This is a genomic window from Acinetobacter sp. XS-4, assembly GCF_023920705.1.
Taxonomy (GTDB): domain Bacteria; phylum Pseudomonadota; class Gammaproteobacteria; order Pseudomonadales; family Moraxellaceae; genus Acinetobacter.
In genome coordinates this window covers 822,687-846,903 of sequence record NZ_CP094657.1, presented here as the reverse complement: position 1 = coordinate 846,903, position 24,217 = coordinate 822,687, and the positions used below count along the sequence as shown (strand labels likewise).

Below are 24,217 nucleotides of genomic sequence, written 5' to 3'. Positions count from 1 at the left end.
ATCGACAGTCACCACCACAGTCGCAGCAGCATCATCGATCGTACCGCTCAATGCAGGTGTGGTGTCATTGGTCGACGCATCTGTGAAGCCCACAACCGGTGCAACAAGGTCAACGATAAAGCCGTCTGTACCATCGAGTACATCGCCTGTACCCGGGTTGCCCACTGTATCGGTGTAGCTACCATCAGCCACAGTAATGCTTGGTGCTGTGCCTGTGCCATCTGGCGTGAACACTGCTGTCCAGGTGATGTTGTCTGTGGTCGTCAATGCACCTAAGGTACCGCCGACTAAGGTGATATCGGTTGCATCAAAGCCTGCCACTGCTTCACTGAACGTGAAGGTGATGTTCGCTGTTTCGCCTGCCGCAAGTGCAAGGTCATCCGCGCTAATCGCAAGCGTTGGTGCTGTTGCATCAACCGTCACTGTACCTGTCGCTGGTGTTGAAACGTTACCTGCCACATCCGTTGCAGTCACGCTTACGGTGTGCGGGCCATCTGCCAACACTGGAAGTGTATTGTCTGCAAGGGTCCAGGTACCGTCACCATTGTTGGTCGCAGCGTAGTCAATACCATCGACAGTCACCACCACAGTCGCAGCAGCATCATCGATCGTACCGCTCAATGCAGGTGTGGTGTCATTGGTCGACGCATCTGTGAAGCCCACAACCGGTGCAACAAGGTCAACGATAAAGCCGTCTGTACCATCGAGTACATCGCCTGTACCCGGGTTGCCCACTGTATCGGTGTAGCTACCATCAGCCACAGTAATGCTTGGTGCTGTGCCTGTGCCATCTGGCGTGAACACTGCTGTCCAGGTGATGTTGTCTGTGGTCGTCAATGCACCTAAGGTACCGCCGACTAAGGTGATATCGGTTGCATCAAAGCCTGCCACTGCTTCACTGAACGTGAAGGTGATGTTCGCTGTTTCGCCTGCCGCAAGTGCAAGGTCATCCGCGCTAATCGCAAGCGTTGGTGCGGTTGCATCAACCGTCACTGTACCTGTCGCTGGTGTTGAAACGTTACCTGCCACATCCGTTGCAGTCACGCTCACGGTGTGCGGGCCATCTGCCAACACTGGAAGTGTATTGTCTGCAAGGGTCCAGGTACCGTCACCATTGTTGGTCGCAGCGTAGTCAATACCATCGACAGTCACCACCACAGTCGCAGCAGCATCATCGATCGTACCGCTCAATGCAGGTGTGGTGTCATTGGTCGACGCATCTGTGAAGCCCACAACCGGTGCAACAAGGTCAACGATAAAGCCGTCTGTACCATCGAGTACATCGCCTGTACCCGGGTTGCCCACTGTATCGGTGTAGCTACCATCAGCCACAGTAATGCTTGGTGCTGTGCCTGTGCCATCTGGCGTAAACACTGCTGTCCAGGTGATGTTGTCCGTGGTCGTCAATGCACCTAAGGTACCGCCGACTAAGGTGATATCGGTTGCATCAAAGCCTGCCACTGCTTCACTGAACGTGAAGGTGATGTTCGCTGTTTCGCCTGCCGCAAGTGCAAGGTCATCCGCGCTAATCGCAAGCGTTGGTGCTGTTGCATCAACCGTCACTGTGCCTGTCGCAGGTGTTGAAACGTTACCTGCCACATCCGTTGCAGTCACGCTTACGGTGTGCGGGCCATCTGCCAACACTGGAAGTGTATTGTCTGCAAGGGTCCAGGTACCGTCACCATTGTTGGTCGCAGCGTAGTCAATACCATCGACAGTCACCACCACAGTCGCAGCAGCATCATCGATCGTACCGCTCAATGCAGGTGTGGTGTCATTGGTCGACGCATCTGTGAAGCCCACAACCGGTGCAACAAGGTCAACGATAAAGCCGTCTGTACCATCGAGTACATCGCCTGTACCCGGGTTGCCCACTGTATCGGTGTAGCTACCATCAGCCACAGTAATGCTTGGTGCTGTGCCTGTGCCATCTGGCGTAAACACTGCTGTCCAGGTGATGTTGTCTGTGGTCGTCAATGCACCTAAGGTACCGCCGACTAAGGTGATATCGGTTGCATCAAAGCCTGCCACTGCTTCACTGAACGTGAAGGTGATGTTCGCTGTTTCGCCTGCCGCAAGTGCAAGGTCATCCGCGCTAATCGCAAGCGTTGGTGCGGTTGCATCAACCGTCACTGTACCTGTCGCTGGTGTTGAAACGTTACCTGCCACATCCGTTGCAGTCACGCTCACGGTGTGCGGGCCATCTGCCAACACTGGAAGTGTATTGTCTGCAAGCGTCCAGGTACCGTCACCATTGTTGGTCGCAGCGTAGTCAATACCATCGACAGTCACCACCACAGTCGCAGCAGCATCATCGATCGTACCGCTCAACGCAGGTGTGGTGTCATTGGTCGATGCATCTGTGAAGCCCACAACCGGTGCAACAAGGTCAACGATAAAGCCGTCTGTACCATCGAGTACATCGCCTGTACCCGGGTTGCCCACTGTATCGGTGTAGCTACCATCAGCCACAGTAATGCTTGGTGCTGTGCCTGTGCCATCTGGCGTGAACACGGCTGTCCAAGTGATGTTATCCGTGGTCGTCAATGCACCTAAGGTACCGCCAACTAAGGTGATATCGGTTGCATCAAAGCCTGCCACTGCTTCACTGAACGTGAAGGTGATGTTCGCTGTTTCGCCTGCCGCAAGTGCAAGGTCATCCGCGCTAATCGCAAGCGTTGGTGCTGTTGCATCAACCGTCACTGTACCTGTCGCTGGTGTTGAAACGTTACCTGCCACATCCGTTGCAGTCACGCTCACGGTGTGCGGGCCATCTGCCAACACTGGAAGTGTATTGTCTGCAAGGGTCCAGGTACCGTCACCATTGTTGGTCGCAGCGTAGTCAATACCATCGACAGTCACCACCACAGTCGCAGCAGCATCATCGATCGTACCGCTCAATGCAGGTGTGGTGTCATTGGTCGACGCATCTGTGAAGCCCACAACCGGTGCAACAAGGTCAACGATAAAGCCGTCTGTACCATCGAGTACATCGCCTGTACCCGGGTTGCCCACTGTATCGGTGTAGCTACCATCAGCCACAGTAATGCTTGGTGCTGTGCCTGTGCCATCTGGCGTAAACACTGCTGTCCAAGTGATGTTGTCCGTGGTCGTCAATGCACCTAAGGTACCGCCCACTAAGGTGATATCGGTTGCATCAAAGCCTGCCACTGCTTCACTGAACGTGAAGGTGATGTTCGCTGTTTCGCCTGCCGCAAGTGCAAGGTCATCCGCGCTAATCGCAAGCGTTGGTGCTGTTGCATCAACCGTCACTGTACCTGTCGCAGGTGTTGAAACGTTACCTGCCACATCCGTTGCAGTCACGCTTACGGTGTGCGGGCCATCTGCCAACACTGGAAGTGTATTGTCTGCAAGGGTCCAGGTACCGTCACCATTGTTGGTCGCAGCGTAGTCAATACCATCGACAGTCACCACCACAGTCGCAGCAGCATCATCGATCGTACCGCTCAACGCAGGTGTGGTGTCATTGGTCGAGGCATCTGTGAAGCCCACAACCGGTGCAACAGGTCAACGATAAAGCCGTCTGTACCATCGAGTACATCGCCTGTACCCGGGTTGCCCACTGTATCAGTGTAGCTACCATCAGCCACAGTAATGCTTGGTGCTGTGCCTGTGCCATCTGGCGTAAACACTGCTGTCCAAGTGATGTTGTCCGTGGTCGTCAATGCACCTAAGGTACCGCCAACTAAGGTGATATCGGTTGCATCAAAGCCTGCCACTGCTTCACTGAACGTGAAGGTGATGTTCGCTGTTTCGCCTGCCGCAAGTGCAAGGTCATCCGCGCTAATCGCAAGCGTTGGTGCTGTTGCATCAACCGTCACTGTACCTGTCGCTGGTGTTGAAACGTTACCTGCCACATCCGTTGCAGTCACGCTCACGGTGTGCGGGCCATCTGCCAACACTGGAAGTGTATTGTCTGCAAGGGTCCAGGTACCGTCACCATTGTTGGTCGCAGCGTAGTCAATACCATCGACAGTCACCACCACAGTCGCAGCAGCATCATCGATCGTACCGCTCAACGCAGGTGTGGTGTCATTGGTCGACGCATCTGTGAAGCCCACAACCGGTGCAACAAGGTCAACGATAAAGCCGTCTGTACCATCGAGTACATCGCCTGTACCCGGGTTGCCCACTGTATCGGTGTAGCTACCATCAGCCACAGTAATGCTTGGTGCTGTGCCTGTGCCATCTGGCGTAAACACTGCTGTCCAAGTGATGTTGTCCGTGGTCGTCAATGCACCTAAGGTACCGCCAACTAAGGTGATATCGGTTGCATCAAAGCCTGCCACTGCTTCACTGAACGTGAAGGTGATGTTCGCTGTTTCGCCTGCCGCAAGTGCAAGGTCATCCGCGCTAATCGCAAGCGTTGGTGCTGTTGCATCAACCGTCACTGTACCTGTCGCAGGTGTTGAAACGTTACCTGCCACATCCGTTGCAGTCACGCTCACGGTGTGCGGGCCATCTGCCAACACTGGAAGTGTATTGTCTGCAAGTGTCCAGGTACCGTCACCATTGTTGGTCGCAGTGTAGTCAATACCATCGACAGTCACCACCACAGTCGCAGCAGCATCATCGATCGTACCGCTCAATGCAGGTGTGGTGTCATTGGTCGATGCATCTGTGAAGCCCACAACCGGTGCAACAAGGTCAACGATAAAGCCGTCTGTACCATCGAGTACATCGCCTGTACCCGGGTTGCCCACTGTATCGGTGTAGCTACCATCAGCCACAGTAATGCTTGGTGCTGTGCCTGTGCCATCTGGCGTAAACACTGCTGTCCAGGTGATGTTGTCTGTGGTCGTCAATGCACCTAAGGTACCGCCCACCAAGGTGATATCGGTTGCATCAAAGCCTGCCACTGCTTCACTGAACGTGAAGGTGATGTTCGCTGTTTCGCCTGCCGCAAGTGCAAGGTCATCCGCGCTAATCGCAAGCGTTGGTGCGGTTGCATCAACCGTCACTGTACCTGTCGCTGGTGTTGAAACGTTACCTGCCACATCCGTTGCAGTCACGCTTACGGTGTGCGGGCCATCTGCCAACACTGGAAGTGTATTGTCTGCAAGGGTCCAGGTACCGTCACCATTGTTGGTCGCAGCGTAGTCAATACCATCGACAGTCACCACCACAGTCGCAGCAGCATCATCGATCGTACCGCTCAATGCAGGTGTGGTGTCATTGGTCGACGCATCTGTGAAGCCCACAACCGGTGCAACAAGGTCAACGATAAAGCCGTCTGTACCATCGAGTACATCGCCTGTACCCGGGTTGCCCACTGTATCGGTGTAGCTACCATCAGCCACAGTAATGCTTGGTGCTGTGCCTGTGCCATCTGGCGTAAACACTGCTGTCCAGGTGATGTTGTCTGTGGTCGTCAATGCACCTAAGGTACCGCCGACTAAGGTGATATCGGTTGCATCAAAGCCTGCCACTGCTTCACTGAACGTGAAGGTGATGTTCGCTGTTTCGCCTGCCGCAAGTGCAAGGTCATCCGCGCTAATCGCAAGCGTTGGTGCTGTTGCATCAACCGTCACTGTGCCTGTCGCAGGTGTTGAAACGTTACCTGCCACATCCGTTGCAGTCACGCTCACGGTGTGCGGGCCATCTGCCAACACTGGAAGTGTATTGTCTGCAAGGGTCCAGGTACCGTCACCATTGTTGGTCGCAGCGTAGTCAATACCATCGACAGTCACCACCACAGTCGCAGCAGCATCATCGATCGTACCGCTCAATGCAGGTGTGGTGTCATTGGTCGACGCATCTGTGAAGCCCACAACCGGTGCAACAAGGTCAACGATAAAGCCGTCTGTACCATCGAGTACATCGCCTGTACCCGGGTTGCCCACTGTATCGGTGTAGCTACCATCAGCCACAGTAATGCTTGGTGCTGTGCCTGTGCCATCTGGCGTAAACACTGCTGTCCAGGTGATGTTGTCTGTGGTCGTCAATGCACCTAAGGTACCGCCGACTAAGGTGATATCGGTTGCATCAAAGCCTGCCACTGCTTCACTGAACGTGAAGGTGATGTTCGCTGTTTCGCCTGCCGCAAGTGCAAGGTCATCCGCGCTAATCGCAAGCGTTGGTGCTGTTGCATCAACCGTCACTGTACCTGTCGCTGGTGTTGAAACGTTACCTGCCACATCCGTTGCAGTCACGCTCACGGTGTGCGGGCCATCTGCCAACACTGGAAGTGTATTGTCTGCAAGGGTCCAGGTACCGTCACCATTGTTGGTCGCAGCGTAGTCAATACCATCGACAGTCACCACCACAGTCGCAGCAGCATCATCGATCGTACCGCTCAATGCAGGTGTGGTGTCATTGGTCGACGCATCTGTGAAGCCCACAACCGGTGCAACAAGGTCAACGATAAAGCCGTCTGTACCATCGAGTACATCGCCTGTACCCGGGTTGCCCACTGTATCGGTGTAGCTACCATCAGCCACAGTAATGCTTGGTGCTGTGCCTGTGCCATCTGGCGTAAACACTGCTGTCCAGGTGATGTTGTCTGTGGTCGTCAATGCACCTAAGGTACCGCCGACTAAGGTGATATCGGTTGCATCAAAGCCTGCCACTGCTTCACTGAACGTGAAGGTGATGTTCGCTGTTTCGCCTGCCGCAAGTGCAAGGTCATCCGCGCTAATCGCAAGCGTTGGTGCGGTTGCATCAACCGTCACTGTACCTGTCGCTGGTGTTGAAACGTTACCTGCCACATCCGTTGCAGTCACGCTTACGGTGTGCGGGCCATCTGCCAACACTGGAAGTGTATTGTCTGCAAGGGTCCAGGTACCGTCACCATTGTTGGTCGCAGCGTAGTCAATACCATCGACAGTCACCACCACAGTCGCAGCAGCATCATCGATCGTACCGCTCAATGCAGGTGTGGTGTCATTGGTCGACGCATCTGTGAAGCCCACAACCGGTGCAACAAGGTCAACGATAAAGCCGTCTGTACCATCGAGTACATCGCCTGTACCCGGGTTGCCCACTGTATCGGTGTAGCTACCATCAGCCACAGTAATGCTTGGTGCTGTGCCTGTGCCATCTGGCGTAAACACTGCTGTCCAGGTGATGTTGTCTGTGGTCGTCAATGCACCTAAGGTACCGCCGACTAAGGTGATATCGGTTGCATCAAAGCCTGCCACTGCTTCACTGAACGTGAAGGTGATGTTCGCTGTTTCGCCTGCCGCAAGTGCAAGGTCATCCGCGCTAATCGCAAGCGTTGGTGCTGTTGCATCAACCGTCACTGTACCTGTCGCTGGTGTTGAAACGTTACCTGCCACATCCGTTGCAGTCACGCTTACGGTGTGCGGGCCATCTGCCAACACTGGAAGTGTATTGTCTGCAAGGGTCCAGGTACCGTCACCATTGTTGGTCGCAGCGTAGTCAATACCATCGACAGTCACCACCACAGTCGCAGCAGCATCATCGATCGTACCGCTCAATGCAGGTGTGGTGTCATTGGTCGACGCATCTGTGAAGCCCACAACCGGTGCAACAAGGTCAACGATAAAGCCGTCTGTACCATCGAGTACATCGCCTGTACCCGGGTTGCCCACTGTATCGGTGTAGCTACCATCAGCCACAGTAATGCTTGGTGCTGTGCCTGTGCCATCTGGCGTAAACACTGCTGTCCAGGTGATGTTGTCTGTGGTCGTCAATGCACCTAAGGTACCGCCGACTAAGGTGATATCGGTTGCATCAAAGCCTGCCACTGCTTCACTGAACGTGAAGGTGATGTTCGCTGTTTCGCCTGCCGCAAGTGCAAGGTCATCCGCGCTAATCGCAAGCGTTGGTGCGGTTGCATCAACCGTCACTGTACCTGTCGCAGGTGTTGAAACGTTACCTGCCACATCCGTTGCAGTCACGCTTACGGTGTGCGGGCCATCTGCCAACACTGGAAGTGTATTGTCTGCAAGGGTCCAGGTACCGTCACCATTGTTGGTCGCAGCGTAGTCAATACCATCGACAGTCACCACTACAGTTGCAGCAGCATCATCGATCGTACCGCTCAACGCAGGTGTGCTGTCATTGGTAGAGGCATCTGTGAAGCCCACAACCGGTGCAATCAGGTCAACGATAAAGCCGTCTGTACCATCCAGTACATCGCCTGTACCCGGGTTGCCCAAGGTATCAGTGTAGCTACCATCAGCCACAGTAATGCTTGGTGCTGTGCCTGTACCATCTGGCGTAAACACTGCAGTCCAAGTGATGTTGTCCGTGGTGGTCAATGCACCTAAGGTACCGCCAACTAAGGTGATATCTGTTGCATCAAAGCCTGCCACTGCTTCACTGAAGGTGAAGGTGATGTTCGCTGTTTCGCCTGCCGCAAGTGCAAGGTCATCCGCGCTAATCGCAAGCGTTGGTGCTGTTGCATCAACCGTCACTGTGCCTGTCGCTGGTGTTGAAACGTTACCTGCCACATCCGTTGCAGTCACGCTTACGGTGTGCGGGCCATCTGCCAACACTGGAAGTGTATTGTCTGCAAGGGTCCAGGTACCGTCACCATTGTTGGTCGCAGCGTAGTCAATACCATCGACAGTCACCACCACAGTCGCAGCAGCATCATCGATCGTACCGCTCAATGCAGGTGTGGTGTCATTGGTCGACGCATCTGTGAAGCCCACAACCGGTGCAACAAGGTCAACGATAAAGCCGTCTGTACCATCGAGTACATCGCCTGTACCCGGGTTGCCCACTGTATCGGTGTAGCTACCATCAGCCACAGTAATGCTTGGTGCTGTGCCTGTGCCATCTGGCGTAAACACTGCTGTCCAGGTGATGTTGTCTGTGGTCGTCAATGCACCTAAGGTACCGCCGACTAAGGTGATATCGGTTGCATCAAAGCCTGCCACTGCTTCACTGAACGTGAAGGTGATGTTCGCTGTTTCGCCTGCCGCAAGTGCAAGGTCATCCGCGCTAATCGCAAGCGTTGGTGCGGTTGCATCAACCGTCACTGTACCTGTCGCTGGTGTTGAAACGTTACCTGCCACATCCGTTGCAGTCACGCTCACGGTGTGCGGGCCATCTGCCAACACTGGAAGTGTATTGTCTGCAAGCGTCCAGGTACCGTCACCATTGTTGGTCGCAGCGTAGTCAATACCATCGACAGTCACCACCACAGTCGCAGCAGCATCATCGATCGTACCGCTCAACGCAGGTGTGGTGTCATTGGTCGATGCATCTGTGAAGCCCACAACCGGTGCAACAAGGTCAACGATAAAGCCGTCTGTACCATCGAGTACATCGCCTGTACCCGGGTTGCCCACTGTATCGGTGTAGCTACCATCAGCCACAGTAATGCTTGGTGCTGTGCCTGTGCCATCTGGCGTAAACACTGCTGTCCAAGTGATGTTATCCGTGGTCGTCAATGCACCTAAGGTACCGCCAACTAAGGTGATATCGGTTGCATCAAAGCCTGCCACTGCTTCACTGAACGTGAAGGTGATGTTCGCTGTTTCGCCTGCCGCAAGTGCAAGGTCATCCGCGCTAATCGCAAGCGTTGGTGCTGTTGCATCAACCGTCACTGTACCTGTCGCTGGTGTTGAAACGTTACCTGCCACATCCGTTGCAGTCACGCTCACGGTGTGCGGGCCATCTGCCAACACTGGAAGTGTATTGTCTGCAAGGGTCCAGGTACCGTCACCATTGTTGGTCGCAGCGTAGTCAATACCATCGACAGTCACCACCACAGTCGCAGCAGCATCATCGATCGTACCGCTCAATGCAGGTGTCGTGTCATTGGTCGACGCATCTGTGAAGCCCACAACCGGTGCAACAAGGTCAACGATAAAGCCGTCTGTACCATCGAGTACATCGCCTGTACCCGGGTTGCCCACTGTATCGGTGTAGCTACCATCAGCCACAGTAATGCTTGGTGCTGTGCCTGTGCCATCTGGCGTAAACACTGCTGTCCAAGTGATGTTATCCGTGGTCGTCAATGCACCTAAGGTACCACCCACTAAGGTGATATCGGTTGCATCAAAGCCTGCCACTGCTTCACTGAACGTGAAGGTGATGTTCGCTGTTTCGCCTGCCGCAAGTGCAAGGTCATCCGCGCTAATCGCAAGCGTTGGTGCTGTTGCATCAACCGTCACTGTACCTGTCGCAGGTGTTGAAACGTTACCTGCCACATCCGTTGCAGTCACGCTTACGGTGTGCGGGCCATCTGCCAACACTGGAAGTGTATTGTCTGCAAGGGTCCACGTACCGTCACCATTGTTGGTCGCAGCGTAGTCAATACCATCGACAGTCACCACTACAGTTGCAGCAGCATCATCGATCGTACCGCTCAACGCAGGTGTGCTGTCATTGGTAGAGGCATCTGTGAAGCCCACAACCGGTGCAATCAGGTCAACGATAAAGCCGTCTGTACCATCCAGTACATCGCCTGTACCCGGGTTGCCCAAGGTATCAGTGTAGCTACCATCAGCCACAGTAATGCTTGGTGCTGTGCCTGTACCATCTGGCGTAAACACTGCAGTCCAAGTGATGTTGTCCGTGGTGGTCAATGCACCTAAGGTACCGCCAACTAAGGTGATATCTGTTGCATCAAAGCCTGCCACTGCTTCACTGAAGGTGAAGGTGATGTTCGCTGTTTCGCCTGCCGCAAGTGCAAGGTCATCCGCACTAATCGCAAGGGTTGGTGCTGTTGCATCAACAGTCACTGTGCCTGTCGCAGGGGTTGAAACGTTACCTGCTACATCCGTTGCAGTCACGCTCACCGTGTGCGGGCCATCTGCCAACACTGGAAGTGTATTGTCTGCAAGGGTCCACGTACCGTCACCATTGTTGGTCGCAGCGTAGTCAATACCATCGACAGTCACCACTACAGTTGCAGCAGCATCATCGATCGTACCGCTCAACGCAGGTGTGCTGTCATTGGTAGAGGCATCTGTGAAGCCCACAACCGGTGCAATCAGGTCAACGATAAAGCCGTCTGTACCATCCAGTACATCGCCTGTACCCGGGTTGCCCAAGGTATCAGTGTAGCTACCATCAGCCACAGTAATGCTTGGTGCTGTGCCTGTGCCATCTGGCGTGAACACTGCAGTCCAAGTGATGTTGTCCGTGGTGGTCAATGCACCTAAGGTACCGCCAACTAAGGTGATATCTGTTGCATCAAAGCCTGCCACTGCTTCACTGAACGTGAAGGTGATGTTCGCTGTTTCACCTGCCGCAAGTGCAAGGTCATCCGCACTAATCGCAAGGGTTGGTGCTGTTGCATCAACAGTCACTGTGCCTGTCGCAGGGGTTGAAACGTTACCTGCTACATCCGTTGCAGTCACGCTCACCGTGTGCGGGCCATCTGCCAACACTGGAAGTGTATTGTCTGCAAGTGTCCAGGTACCGTCACCATTGTTGGTCGCAGTGTAGTCAATACCATCGACAGTCACCACCACAGTCGCAGCAGCATCATCGATCGTACCGCTCAATGCAGGTGTGGTGTCATTGGTCGATGCATCTGTGAAGCCCACTACTGGTGCAGTGGTATCTACTGTTACCACAGCCGTGTCTGTTCCTGCATTACCTGCCGCATCTGTTGCAGTCACGGTAATCGTGTGCGGACCGTCTGTTAATGCAGGCAGTGTATTGTCTGCAAGGGTCCAAGTGCCGTCACCATTGTTGGTCGCTGGATAGTTCACACCATCCACAGTCACCACCACAGTCGCAGTCGGATCGTTCACTGTACCAGTCAGTGCTGGTGTGCTGTCATTGGTCAACACATCATCGAGCGCAACCACAGGTGCAGTAATGTCCGCAGACACCACGCCTGAACCTGGCAATGAGGTATTGCCTGCAGGGTCAGTTGCTGTTGCTGTAACCGTTTGACCATCAGTCAAGTCACCTGGGTTTGGTACTGACCAGCTGCCGTCTGGTCCTGCAACTACAGTTGCTGTCGTACCGTCAGGGAAGCTTACAGTCACAGTTGAACCCGGTTCTGCTGTACCTGTCACTGGATCAGTGGCATTGATTGGATCAAGGACCGGTGCATTTGGTGCAGTGGTATCAATCGTCACCACAGCTGTATCTGTTCCTGCATTACCTGCAGGGTCAGTTGCTGTCACGGTAATGGTGTGCGGACCGTCTGTTAATGCAGGCAGTGTATTGTCTACAAGGGTCCAAGTGCCGTCACCATTGTTGGTCGCTGGATAGTTCACACCATCCACAGTCACCACCACAGTCGCAGTCGGATCGTTCACTGTACCAGTCAGTGCTGGTGTGCTGTCATTGGTCAACACATCATCGAGCGCAACCACAGGTGCAGTAATGTCCGCAGACACCACGCCTGAACCTGGCAATGAAGTATTGCCTGCAGGGTCAGTTGCTGTTGCTGTAACCGTTTGACCATCAGTCAAGTCACCTGGGTTTGGTACTGACCAGCTGCCGTCTGGTCCTGCAACTACAGTTGCTGTCGTACCGTCAGGGAAGCTTACAGTCACAGTTGAACCCGGTTCTGCTGTACCTGTCACTGGATCAGTGGCATTGATTGGATCAAGGACCGGTGCATTTGGTGCAGTGGTATCAATCGTCACCACAGCTGTATCTGTTCCTGCATTACCTGCAGGGTCAGTTGCTGTCACGGTAATGGTGTGCGGACCGTCTGTTAATGCAGGCAGTGTATTGTCTACAAGGGTCCAAGTGCCGTCACCATTGTTGGTCGCTGGATAGTTCACACCATCCACAGTCACCACCACAGTCGCAGTCGGATCGTTCACTGTACCAGTCAGTGCTGGTGTGCTGTCATTGGTCAACACATCATCGAGCGCAACCACAGGTGCAGTAATGTCCGCAGACACCACGCCTGAACCTGGCAATGAAGTATTGCCTGCAGGGTCAGTTGCTGTTGCTGTAACCGTTTGACCATCAGTCAAGTCACCTGGGTTTGGTACTGACCAGCTGCCGTCTGGTCCTGCAACTACAGTTGCTGTCGTACCGTCAGGGAAGCTTACAGTCACAGTTGAACCCGGTTCTGCTGTACCTGTCACTGGATCAGTGGCATTGATTGGATCAAGGACCGGTGCATTTGGTGCAGTGGTATCAATCGTCACCACAGCTGTATCTGTTCCTGCATTACCTGCAGGGTCAGTTGCTGTCACGGTAATCGTGTGCGGACCGTCTGTTAATGCAGGCAGTGTATTGTCTGCAAGGGTCCAAGTGCCATCACCATTGTTGGTCGCTGGATAGTTCACACCATCCACAGTCACCACCACAGTCGCAGTCGGATCGTTCACTGTACCAGTCAGTGCTGGTGTGCTGTCATTGGTCAACACATCATCGAGCGCAACCACAGGTGCAGTAATGTCCGCAGACACCACGCCTGAACCTGGCAATGAGGTATTGCCTGCAGGGTCAGTTGCTGTTGCTGTAACCGTTTGACCATCAGTCAAGTCACCTGGGTTTGGTACTGACCAGCTGCCGTCTGGTCCTGCAACTACAGTTGCTGTCGTACCGTCAGGGAAGCTTACAGTCACAGTTGAACCCGGTTCTGCTGTACCTGTCACTGGATCAGTGGCATTGATTGGATCAAGGACCGGTGCATTTGGTGCAGTGGTATCAATCGTCACCACAGCTGTATCTGTTCCTGCATTACCTGCAGGGTCAGTTGCTGTCACGGTAATGGTGTGCGGACCGTCTGTTAATGCAGGCAGTGTATTGTCTGCAAGGGTCCAAGTGCCGTCACCATTGTTGGTCGCTGGATAGTTCACACCATCTACAGTCACCACCACAGTCGCAGTCGGATCGTTCACTGTACCAGTCAGTGCTGGTGTGCTGTCATTGGTCAACACATCATCGAGCGCAACCACAGGTGCAGTAATGTCCGCAGACACCACGCCTGAACCTGGCAATGAGGTATTGCCTGCTGGGTCAGTTGCTGTTGCTGTAACCGTTTGACCATCAGTCAAGTCACCTGGGTTTGGTACTGACCAGCTGCCGTCTGGTCCTGCAACTACAGTTGCTGTCGTACCGTCAGGGAAGCTTACAGTCACAGTTGAACCCGGTTCTGCTGTACCTGTCACTGGATCAGTGGCATTGATTGGATCAAGGACCGGTGCATTTGGTGCAGTGGTATCAATCGTCACCACAGCCGTATCTGTTCCTGCATTACCTGCCGCATCTGTTGCAGTCACGGTAATCGTGTGCGGACCGTCTGTTAATGCAGGCAGTGTATTGTCTGCAAGGGTCCAAGTGCCGTCACCATTGTTGGTCGCTGGATAGTTCACACCATCCACAGTCACCACCACAGTCGCAGTCGGATCGTTCACTGTACCAGTCAGTGCTGGTGTGCTGTCATTGGTCAACACATCATCGAGCGCAACCACAGGTGCAGTAATGTCCGCAGACACCACGCCTGAACCTGGCAATGAGGTATTGCCTGCAGGGTCAGTTGCTGTTGCTGTAACCGTTTGACCATCAGTCAAGTCACCTGGGTTTGGTACTGACCAGCTGCCGTCTGGTCCTGCAACTACAGTTGCTGTCGTACCGTCAGGGAAGCTTACAGTCACAGTTGAACCCGGTTCTGCTGTACCTGTCACTGGATCAGTGGCATTGATTGGATCAAGGACCGGTGCATTTGGTGCAGTGGTATCAATCGTCACCACAGCTGTATCTGTTCCTGCATTACCTGCAGGGTCAGTTGCTGTCACGGTAATGGTGTGCGGACCGTCTGTTAATGCAGGCAGTGTATTGTCTGCAAGGGTCCAAGTGCCGTCACCATTGTTGGTCGCTGGATAGTTCACACCATCCACAGTCACCACCACAGTCGCAGTCGGATCGTTCACTGTACCAGTCAGTGCTGGTGTGCTGTCATTGGTCAACACATCATCGAGCGCAACCACAGGTGCAGTAATGTCCGCAGACACCACGCCTGAACCTGGCAATGAAGTATTGCCTGCAGGGTCAGTTGCTGTTGCTGTAACCGTTTGACCATCAGTCAAGTCACCTGGGTTTGGTACTGACCAGCTGCCGTCTGGTCCTGCAACTACAGTTGCTGTCGTACCGTCAGGGAAGCTTACAGTCACAGTTGAACCCGGTTCTGCTGTACCTGTCACTGGATCAGTGGCATTGATTGGATCAAGGACCGGTGCATTTGGTGCAGTGGTATCAATCGTCACCACAGCTGTATCTGTTCCTGCATTACCTGCAGGGTCAGTTGCTGTCACGGTAATGGTGTGCGGACCGTCTGTTAATGCAGGCAGTGTATTGTCTGCAAGGGTCCAAGTGCCGTCACCATTGTTGGTCGCTGGATAGTTCACACCATCTACAGTCACCACCACAGTCGCAGTCGGATCACTTACTGTACCAGTCAAGGCGGTGTGCTGTCATTGGTCAACACATCATCGAGCGCAACCACAGGTGCAGTAATGTCCGCAGACACCACGCCTGAACCTGGCAATGAGGTATTGCCTGCTGGGTCAGTTGCTGTTGCTGTAACCGTTTGACCATCAGTCAAGTCACCTGGGTTTGGTACTGACCAGCTGCCGTCTGGTCCTGCAACTACAGTTGCTGTCGTACCGTCAGGGAAGCTTACAGTCACAGTTGAACCCGGTTCTGCTGTACCTGTCACTGGATCAGTGGCATTGATTGGATCAAGGACCGGTGCATTTGGTGCAGTGGTATCAATCGTCACCACAGCCGTATCTGTTCCTGCATTACCTGCCGCATCTGTTGCAGTCACGGTAATCGTGTGCGGACCGTCTGTTAATGCAGGCAGTGTATTGTCTGCAAGGGTCCAAGTGCCGTCACCATTGTTGGTCGCTGGATAGTTCACACCATCCACAGTCACCACCACAGTCGCAGTCGGATCGTTCACTGTACCAGTCAGTGCTGGTGTGCTGTCATTGGTCAACACATCATCGAGCGCAACCACAGGTGCAGTAATGTCCGCAGACACCACGCCTGAACCTGGCAATGAAGTATTGCCTGCAGGGTCAGTTGCTGTTGCTGTAACCGTTTGACCATCAGTCAAGTCACCTGGGTTTGGTACTGACCAGCTGCCGTCTGGTCCTGCAACTACAGTTGCTGTCGTACCGTCAGGGAAGCTTACAGTCACAGTTGAACCCGGTTCTGCTGTACCTGTCACTGGATCAGTGGCATTGATTGGATCAAGGACCGGTGCATTTGGTGCAGTGGTATCAATCGTCACCACAGCTGTATCTGTTCCTGCATTACCTGCAGGGTCAGTTGCTGTCACGGTAATCGTGTGCGGACCGTCTGTTAATGCAGGCAGTGTATTGTCTGCAAGGGTCCAAGTGCCATCACCATTGTTGGTCGCTGGATAGTTCACACCATCCACAGTCACCACCACAGTCGCAGTCGGATCGTTCACTGTACCAGTCAGTGCTGGTGTGCTGTCATTGGTCAACACATCATCGAGCGCAACCACAGGTGCAGTAATGTCCGCAGACACCACGCCTGAACCTGGCAATGAGGTATTGCCTGCAGGGTCAGTTGCTGTTGCTGTAACCGTTTGACCATCAGTCAAGTCACCTGGGTTTGGTACTGACCAGCTGCCGTCTGGTCCTGCAACTACAGTTGCTGTCGTACCGTCAGGGAAGCTTACAGTCACAGTTGAACCCGGTTCTGCTGTACCTGTCACTGGATCAGTGGCATTGATTGGATCAAGGACCGGTGCATTTGGTGCAGTGGTATCAATCGTCACCACAGCTGTATCTGTTCCTGCATTACCTGCAGGGTCAGTTGCTGTCACGGTAATGGTGTGCGGACCGTCTGTTAATGCAGGCAGTGTATTGTCTGCAAGGGTCCAAGTGCCGTCACCATTGTTGGTCGCTGGATAGTTCACACCATCCACAGTCACCACCACAGTCGCAGTCGGATCGTTCACTGTACCAGTCAGTGCTGGTGTGCTGTCATTGGTCAACACATCATCGAGCGCAACCACAGGTGCAGTAATGTCCGCAGACACCACGCCTGAACCTGGCAATGAAGTATTGCCTGCAGGGTCAGTTGCTGTTGCTGTAACCGTTTGACCATCAGTCAAGTCACCTGGGTTTGGTACTGACCAGCTGCCGTCTGGTCCTGCAACTACAGTTGCTGTCGTACCGTCAGGGAAGCTTACAGTCACAGTTGAACCCGGTTCTGCTGTACCTGTCACTGGATCAGTGGCATTGATTGGATCAAGGACCGGTGCATTTGGTGCAGTGGTATCAATCGTCACCACAGCTGTATCTGTTCCTGCATTACCTGCAGGGTCAGTTGCTGTCACGGTAATGGTGTGCGGACCGTCTGTTAATGCAGGCAGTGTATTGTCTGCAAGGGTCCAAGTGCCGTCACCATTGTTGGTCGCTGGATAGTTCACACCATCCACAGTCACCACCACAGTCGCAGTCGGATCGTTCACTGTACCAGTCAGTGCTGGTGTGCTGTCATTGGTCAACACATCATCGAGCGCAACCACAGGTGCAGTAATGTCCGCAGACACCACGCCTGAACCTGGCAATGAGGTATTGCCTGCAGGGTCAGTTGCTGTTGCTGTAACCGTTTGACCATCAGTCAAGTCACCTGGGTTTGGTACTGACCAGCTGCCGTCTGGTCCTGCAACTACAGTTGCTGTCGTACCGTCAGGGAAGCTTACAGTCACAGTTGAACCCGGTTCTGCTGTACCTGTCACTGGATCAGTGGCATTGATTGGATCAAGGACCGGTGCATTTGGTGCAGTGGTATCAATCGTCACCACAGCTGTATCTGTTCCTGCATTACCTGCAGGGTCAGTTGCTGTCACGGTAATCGTGTGCGGACCGTCTGTTAATGCAGGCAGTGTATTGTCTGCAAGGGTCCAAGTGCCGTCACCATTGTTGGTCGCTGGATAGTTCACACCATCCACAGTCACCACCACAGTCGCAGTCGGATCGTTCACTGTACCAGTCAGTGCTGGTGTGCTGTCATTGGTCAACACATCATCGAGCGCAACCACAGGTGCAGTAATGTCCGCAGACACCACGCCTGAACCTGGCAATGAAGTATTGCCTGCAGGGTCAGTTGCTGTTGCTGTAACCGTTTGACCATCAGTCAAGTCACCTGGGTTTGGTACTGACCAGCTGCCGTCTGGTCCTGCAACTACAGTTGCTGTCGTACCGTCAGGGAAGCTTACAGTCACAGTTGAACCCGGTTCTGCTGTACCTGTCACTGGATCAGTGGCATTGATTGGATCAAGGACCGGTGCATTTGGTGCAGTGGTATCAATCGTCACCACAGCTGTATCTGTTCCTGCATTACCTGCAGGGTCAGTTGCTGTCACGGTAATCGTGTGCGGACCGTCTGTTAATGCAGGCAGTGTATTGTCTGCAAGGGTCCAAGTGCCGTCACCATTGTTGGTCGCTGGATAGTTCACACCATCTACAGTCACCACCACAGTCGCAGTTGGGTCACTTACCGTACCTGTTAAAGGCGGTGTGCTGTCATTGGTCAACACATCATCGAGCGCAACCACAGGTGCAGTAATGTCCGCAGACACCACGCCTGAACCTGGCAATGAGGTATTGCCTGCTGGGTCAGTTGCTGTTGCTGTAACCGTTTGACCATCAGTCAAGTCACCTGGGTTTGGTACTGACCAGCTGCCGTCTGGTCCTGCAACTACAGTTGCTGTCGTACCGTCAGGGAAGCTTACAGTCACAGTTGAACCCGGTTCTGCTGTACCTGTCACTGGATCAGTGGCATTGATTGGATCAAGGACCGGTGCATTTGGTGCAGTGGTATCTACTGTTACCACAGCCGTATCTGTTCCTGCATTACCTGCCGCATCTGTTGCAGTCACGGTAATCGTGTGCGGACCGTCTGTTAATGCAGGCAGTGTATTGTCTGCAAGGGTCCAAGTGCCGTCACCATTGTTGGTCGCTGGATAGTTCACACCATCCACAGTCACCACCACAGTCGCAGTCGGATCGTTCACTGTACCAGTCAGTGCTGGTGTGCTGTCATTGGTCAACACATCATCGAGCGCAACCACAGGTGCAGTAATGTCCGCAGACACCACGCCTGAACCTGGCAATGAAGTATTGCCTGCAGGGTCAGTTGCTGTTGCTGTAACCGTTTGACCATCAGTCAAGTCACCTGGGTTTGGTACTGACCAGCTGCCGTCTGGTCCTGCAACTACAGTTGCTGTCGTACCGTCAGGGAAGCTTACAGTCACAGTTGAACCCGGTTCTGCTGTACCTGTCACTGGATCAGTGGCATTGATTGGATCAAGGACCGGTGCATTTGGTGCAGTGGTATCAATCGTCACCACAGCTGTATCTGTTCCTGCATTACCTGCAGGGTCAGTTGCTGTCACGGTAATCGTGTGCGGACCGTCTGTTAATGCAGGCAGTGTATTGTCTGCAAGGGTCCAAGTGCCATCACCATTGTTGGTCGCTGGATAGTTCACACCATCCACAGTCACCACCACAGTCGCAGTCGGATCGTTCACTGTACCAGTCAGTGCTGGTGTGCTGTCATTGGTCAACACATCATCGAGCGCAACCACAGGTGCAGTAATGTCCGCAGACACCACGCCTGAACCTGGCAATGAGGTATTGCCTGCAGGGTCAGTTGCTGTTGCTGTAACCGTTTGACCATCAGTCAAGTCACCTGGGTTTGGTACTGACCAGCTGCCGTCTGGTCCTGCAACTACAGTTGCTGTCGTACCGTCAGGGAAGCTTACAGTCACAGTTGAACCCGGTTCTGCTGTACCTGTCACTGGATCAGTGGCATTGATTGGATCAAGGACCGGTGCATTTGGTGCAGTGGTATCAATCGTCACCACAGCTGTATCTGTTCCTGCATTACCTGCAGGGTCAGTTGCTGTCACGGTAATGGTGTGCGGACCGTCTGTTAATGCAGGCAGTGTATTGTCTGCAAGGGTCCAAGTGCCATCACCATTGTTGGTCGCTGGATAGTTCACACCATCCACAGTCACCACCACAGTCGCAGTCGGATCGTTCACTGTACCAGTCAGTGCTGGTGTGCTGTCATTGGTCAACACATCATCGAGCGCAACCACAGGTGCAGTAATGTCCGCAGACACCACGCCTGAACCTGGCAATGAAGTATTGCCTGCAGGGTCAGTTGCTGTTGCTGTAACCGTTTGACCATCAGTCAAGTCACCTGGGTTTGGTACTGACCAGCTGCCGTCTGGTCCTGCAACTACAGTTGCTGTCGTACCGTCAGGGAAGCTTACAGTCACAGTTGAACCCGGTTCTGCTGTACCTGTCACTGGATCAGTGGCATTGATTGGATCAAGGACCGGTGCATTTGGTGCAGTGGTATCAATCGTCACCACAGCTGTATCTGTTCCTGCATTACCTGCAGGGTCAGTTGCTGTCACGGTAATGGTGTGCGGACCGTCTGTTAATGCAGGCAGTGTATTGTCTGCAAGGCTCCAGGTGCCGTCACCATTGTTGGTCGCTGGGTAGTTCACACCATCTACAGTCACCACCACAGTCGCAGTCGGGTCACTTACCGTACCTGTTAAAGGCGGTGTGCTGTCATTGGTGAGTACATCATTAAGAGCGACTGTCGGTGCAAGTGCATCTACAACACCTGTTGCAGGTCCTGATGTATTCCCCGCAGGATCTGTTGTAACAGCTGTTACCGTGTCACCATTATTTAAGCCTGGATTCGGTACTGACCAGGTGCCGTCCGGTCCTGCAACCACAGTGGCGGTACTACCGTTAGGATAAGTGACTGTTACCGTTGAACCAGGTTCTGCTGTACCCGTAATCGGGTCTACCCCATTCACTGGGTCAATCACTGGCGCATTCGGTGCAGTGGTATCTACAGTCACCACAGCGGTATCCGTACCTTTATTACCTGCTGCATCAGTTGCAGTCACGGTAATCGTATGTGGACCGTCTGTTAAGGCTGGCAGTGTATTGTCTGCAAGGCTCCAAGTGCCGTCACCATTGTTGGTCGCTGGATAGTTCACACCATCCACATTCACCACCACAGTCGCAGTTGGGTCACTTACCGTACCTGTTAAAGGCGGTGTGCTGTCATTGGTGAGTACATCATTAAGAGCGACTGTCGGTGCAAGTGCATCTACAACACCTGTTGCAGGTCCTGATGTATTCCCCGCAGGATCTGTTGTAACAGCTGTTACCGTGTCACCATTATTTAAGCCTGGATTCGGTACTGACCAGGTGCCGTCCGGTCCTGCAACCACAGTGGCGGTACTACCGTTAGGATAAGTGACTGTTACCGTTGAACCAGGTTCTGCTGTGCCCGTAATCGGGTCTACCCCATTCACTGGGTCAATCACTGGCGCATTCGGTGCAGTGGTATCTACAGTCACCACAGCGGTATCCGTACCTTTATTACCTGCTGCATCAGTTGCAGTCACGGTAATCGTATGTGGACCGTCTGTTAAGGCTAGCAGTGTATTGTCTGCAAGGCTCCAAGTGCCGTCACCATTGTTGGTCGCTGGATAGTTCACACCATCCACATTCACCACCACAGTCGCAGTTGGGTCACTTACCGTACCTGTTAAAGGCGGTGTGCTGTCATTGGTGAGTACATCATTAAGAGCGACTGTCGGTGCAAGTGCATCTACAACACCTGTTGCAGGTCCTGATGTATTCCCCGCAGGATCTGTTGTAACAGCTGTTACCGTGTCACCATTATTTAAGCCTGGATTCGGTACTGACCAGGTGCCGTCCGGTCCTGCAACCACAGTGGCGGTACTACCGTTAGGATAAGTGACTGTTACCGTTGAACCAGGTTCTGCTGTACCCGTAATCGGGTCTACCCCATTCACTGGGTCAATCACTGGCGCATTCGGTGCAGTGGTATCTACAGTCACCACAGCGGTATCCGTACCTTTATTACCTGCTGCATCAGTTGCAGTCACGGTAATCGTATGTGGACCGTCTGTTAAGGCTGGCAGTGTATTGTCTGCAAGGCTCCAAGTGCCGTCACCATTGTTGGTCGCTGGATAGTTCACACCATCCACATTCACCACCACAGTCGCAGTTGGGTCACTTACCGTACCTGTTAAAGGCGGTGTGCTGTCATTGGTGAGTACATCATTAAGAGCGACTGTCGGTGCAAGTGCATCTACAACACCTGTTGCAGGTCCTGATGTATTCCCCGCAGGATCTGTTGTAACAGCTGTTACCGTGTCACCATTATTTAAGCCTGGATTCGGTACTGACCAGGTGCCGTCCGGTCCTGCAACCACAGTAGCGGTACTACCGTTAGGATAAGTGACTGTTACCGTTGAACCAGGTTCTGCTGTACCCGTAATCGGGTCTACCCCATTCACTGGGTCAATCACTGGCGCATTCGGTGCAGTGGTATCTACAGTCACCACAGCGGTATCCGTACCTTTATTACCTGCTGCATCAGTTGCAGTCACGGTAATCGTATGTGGACCGTCTGTTAAGGCTGGCAGTGTATTGTCTGCAAGGCTCCAAGTGCCGTCACCATTGTTGGTCGCTGGATAGTTCACACCATCCACATTCACCACCACAGTCGCAGTTGGGTCACTTACCGTACCTGTTAAAGGCGGTGTGCTGTCATTGGTGAGTACATCATTAAGAGCGACTGTCGGTGCAAGTGCATCTACAACACCTGTTGCAGGTCCTGATGTATTCCCCGCAGGATCTGTTGTAACAGCTGTTACCGTGTCACCATTATTTAAGCCTGGATTCGGTACTGACCAGGTGCCGTCTGGTCCTGCAACCACAGTGGCGGTACTACCGTTAGGATAAGTGACTGTTACCGTTGAACCAGGTTCTGCTGTACCCGTAATCGGGTCTATCCCATTCACTGGGTCAATCACTGGCGCATTCGGTGCAGTGGTATCTACAGTCACCACAGCGGTATCCGTACCTTTATTACCTGCTGCATCAGTTGCAGTCACGGTAATCGTATGTGGACCGTCTGTTAAGGCTGGCAGTGTATTGTCTGCAAGGCTCCAAGTGCCGTCACCATTGTTGACTGCTGGATAGTTCACACCATCCACATTCACCACCACAGTCGCAGTTGGGTCACTTACCGTACCTGTTAAAGGCGGTGTGCTGTCATTGGTGAGTACATCATTAAGAGCGACTATCGGTGCAAGTGCATCTACAACACCTGTTGCAGGTCCTGATGTATTCCCCGCAGGATCTGTTGTAACAGCTGTTACCGTGTCACCATTATTTAAGCCTGGATTCGGTACTGACCAGGTGCCGTCCGGTCCTGCAACTACAGTGGCTGTACTACCGTTAGGATAAGTCACAGTCACCGTTGAACCAGGTTCCGCTGTACCCGTAATCGGGTCTACCCCATTCACTGGGTCAATCACTGGTGCATTTGGTGCAGTAGTATCCACTGTATAGCTTTGCGTATCGTTAACTGTGCTGCTATTACCTGCCGCATCTGTAAATGTTACTTTGGCATCAATAGTTTGATCTGGATCTGCTTTTAAACCACTGCCTGGTACACTTACACTCCAAGTACCCGCATCCTTATCTACTATCGCATTATAAGTCACACCATTGATTACAACAGTTACTACAGTATTTGCTGCATCTGCTGGAATGTTTTTCAAAATACCAGTAATCGTGACATTACCTGCTGCCTCTGAGGCATTAAGTACATTATCAGATGTAACTGAATTAACAGAGAAATTCACCCCATCTGTATTTGGTGGAGTAGTATCAGCAGGTGTTGAAGAGTCGTTATTACTATCATGGTTAGATGCTGCTGCAATGATACCACCCGCAACTAATGGGATAGCCCATAACCATGGGTTTATGCCTGCATCGTGATAAAGCAATGGTTCAATTGAAGAAATAGGCTGATAAATAACATCAGACACCAACTCTTGTGGTGCCTCTGCTGGTAAAGCAGCTGGTAAATCTTCAGCTACGAGCGCTTGTGGCTCAACATCACTGTCGGCATCTGCATCCGCATCTGCATCCGCGTCTGCATCATTTTCAGCATCTTTGAATTTTGCCCAAATTAACTGTCCATTTTCGTCTTGAAAAACCAAGCTGTTATCTTTAGGTTCAGCTGTTCCACTAAAGAATCCTTCAATAACAATAGTCTCGCCATTTTTCAGGCGAATGACTGCATTGGTTCCCTCCCTATTTACTACCAATACATCACTGGCAGCCACTTTTACTAATACAACCGACGCTTCTGTAAGCGATGCGGAAGTTCCCTTGATTGTTGACAAGGTGTCGTGACTATCCTTGGCAATAATTTGTATTTCAGGCAT

Annotated in this window: 1 protein-coding gene and 1 pseudogene (1 of these 2 running past the window's edge); both read right to left on the bottom strand. The window is 53.0% G+C overall.

Annotated features, from left to right (window positions below; genetic code table 11):
• Positions 1-3,513 carry the start of a BapA/Bap/LapF family large adhesin gene (locus tag MMY79_RS04025; protein ID WP_252612184.1) on the bottom strand. Its footprint begins 6,657 nt before the window's first position, so the window shows 3,513 of its 10,170 coding nt (coding positions 1-3,513); it begins with the start codon at positions 3,511-3,513; its stop codon lies beyond the left edge, outside the window.
• A pseudogene (locus MMY79_RS04020) lies at positions 3,468-24,217 on the bottom strand (Ig-like domain-containing protein). Before MMY79_RS04020 ends, MMY79_RS04025 begins: the two are co-directional and overlap by 46 nt.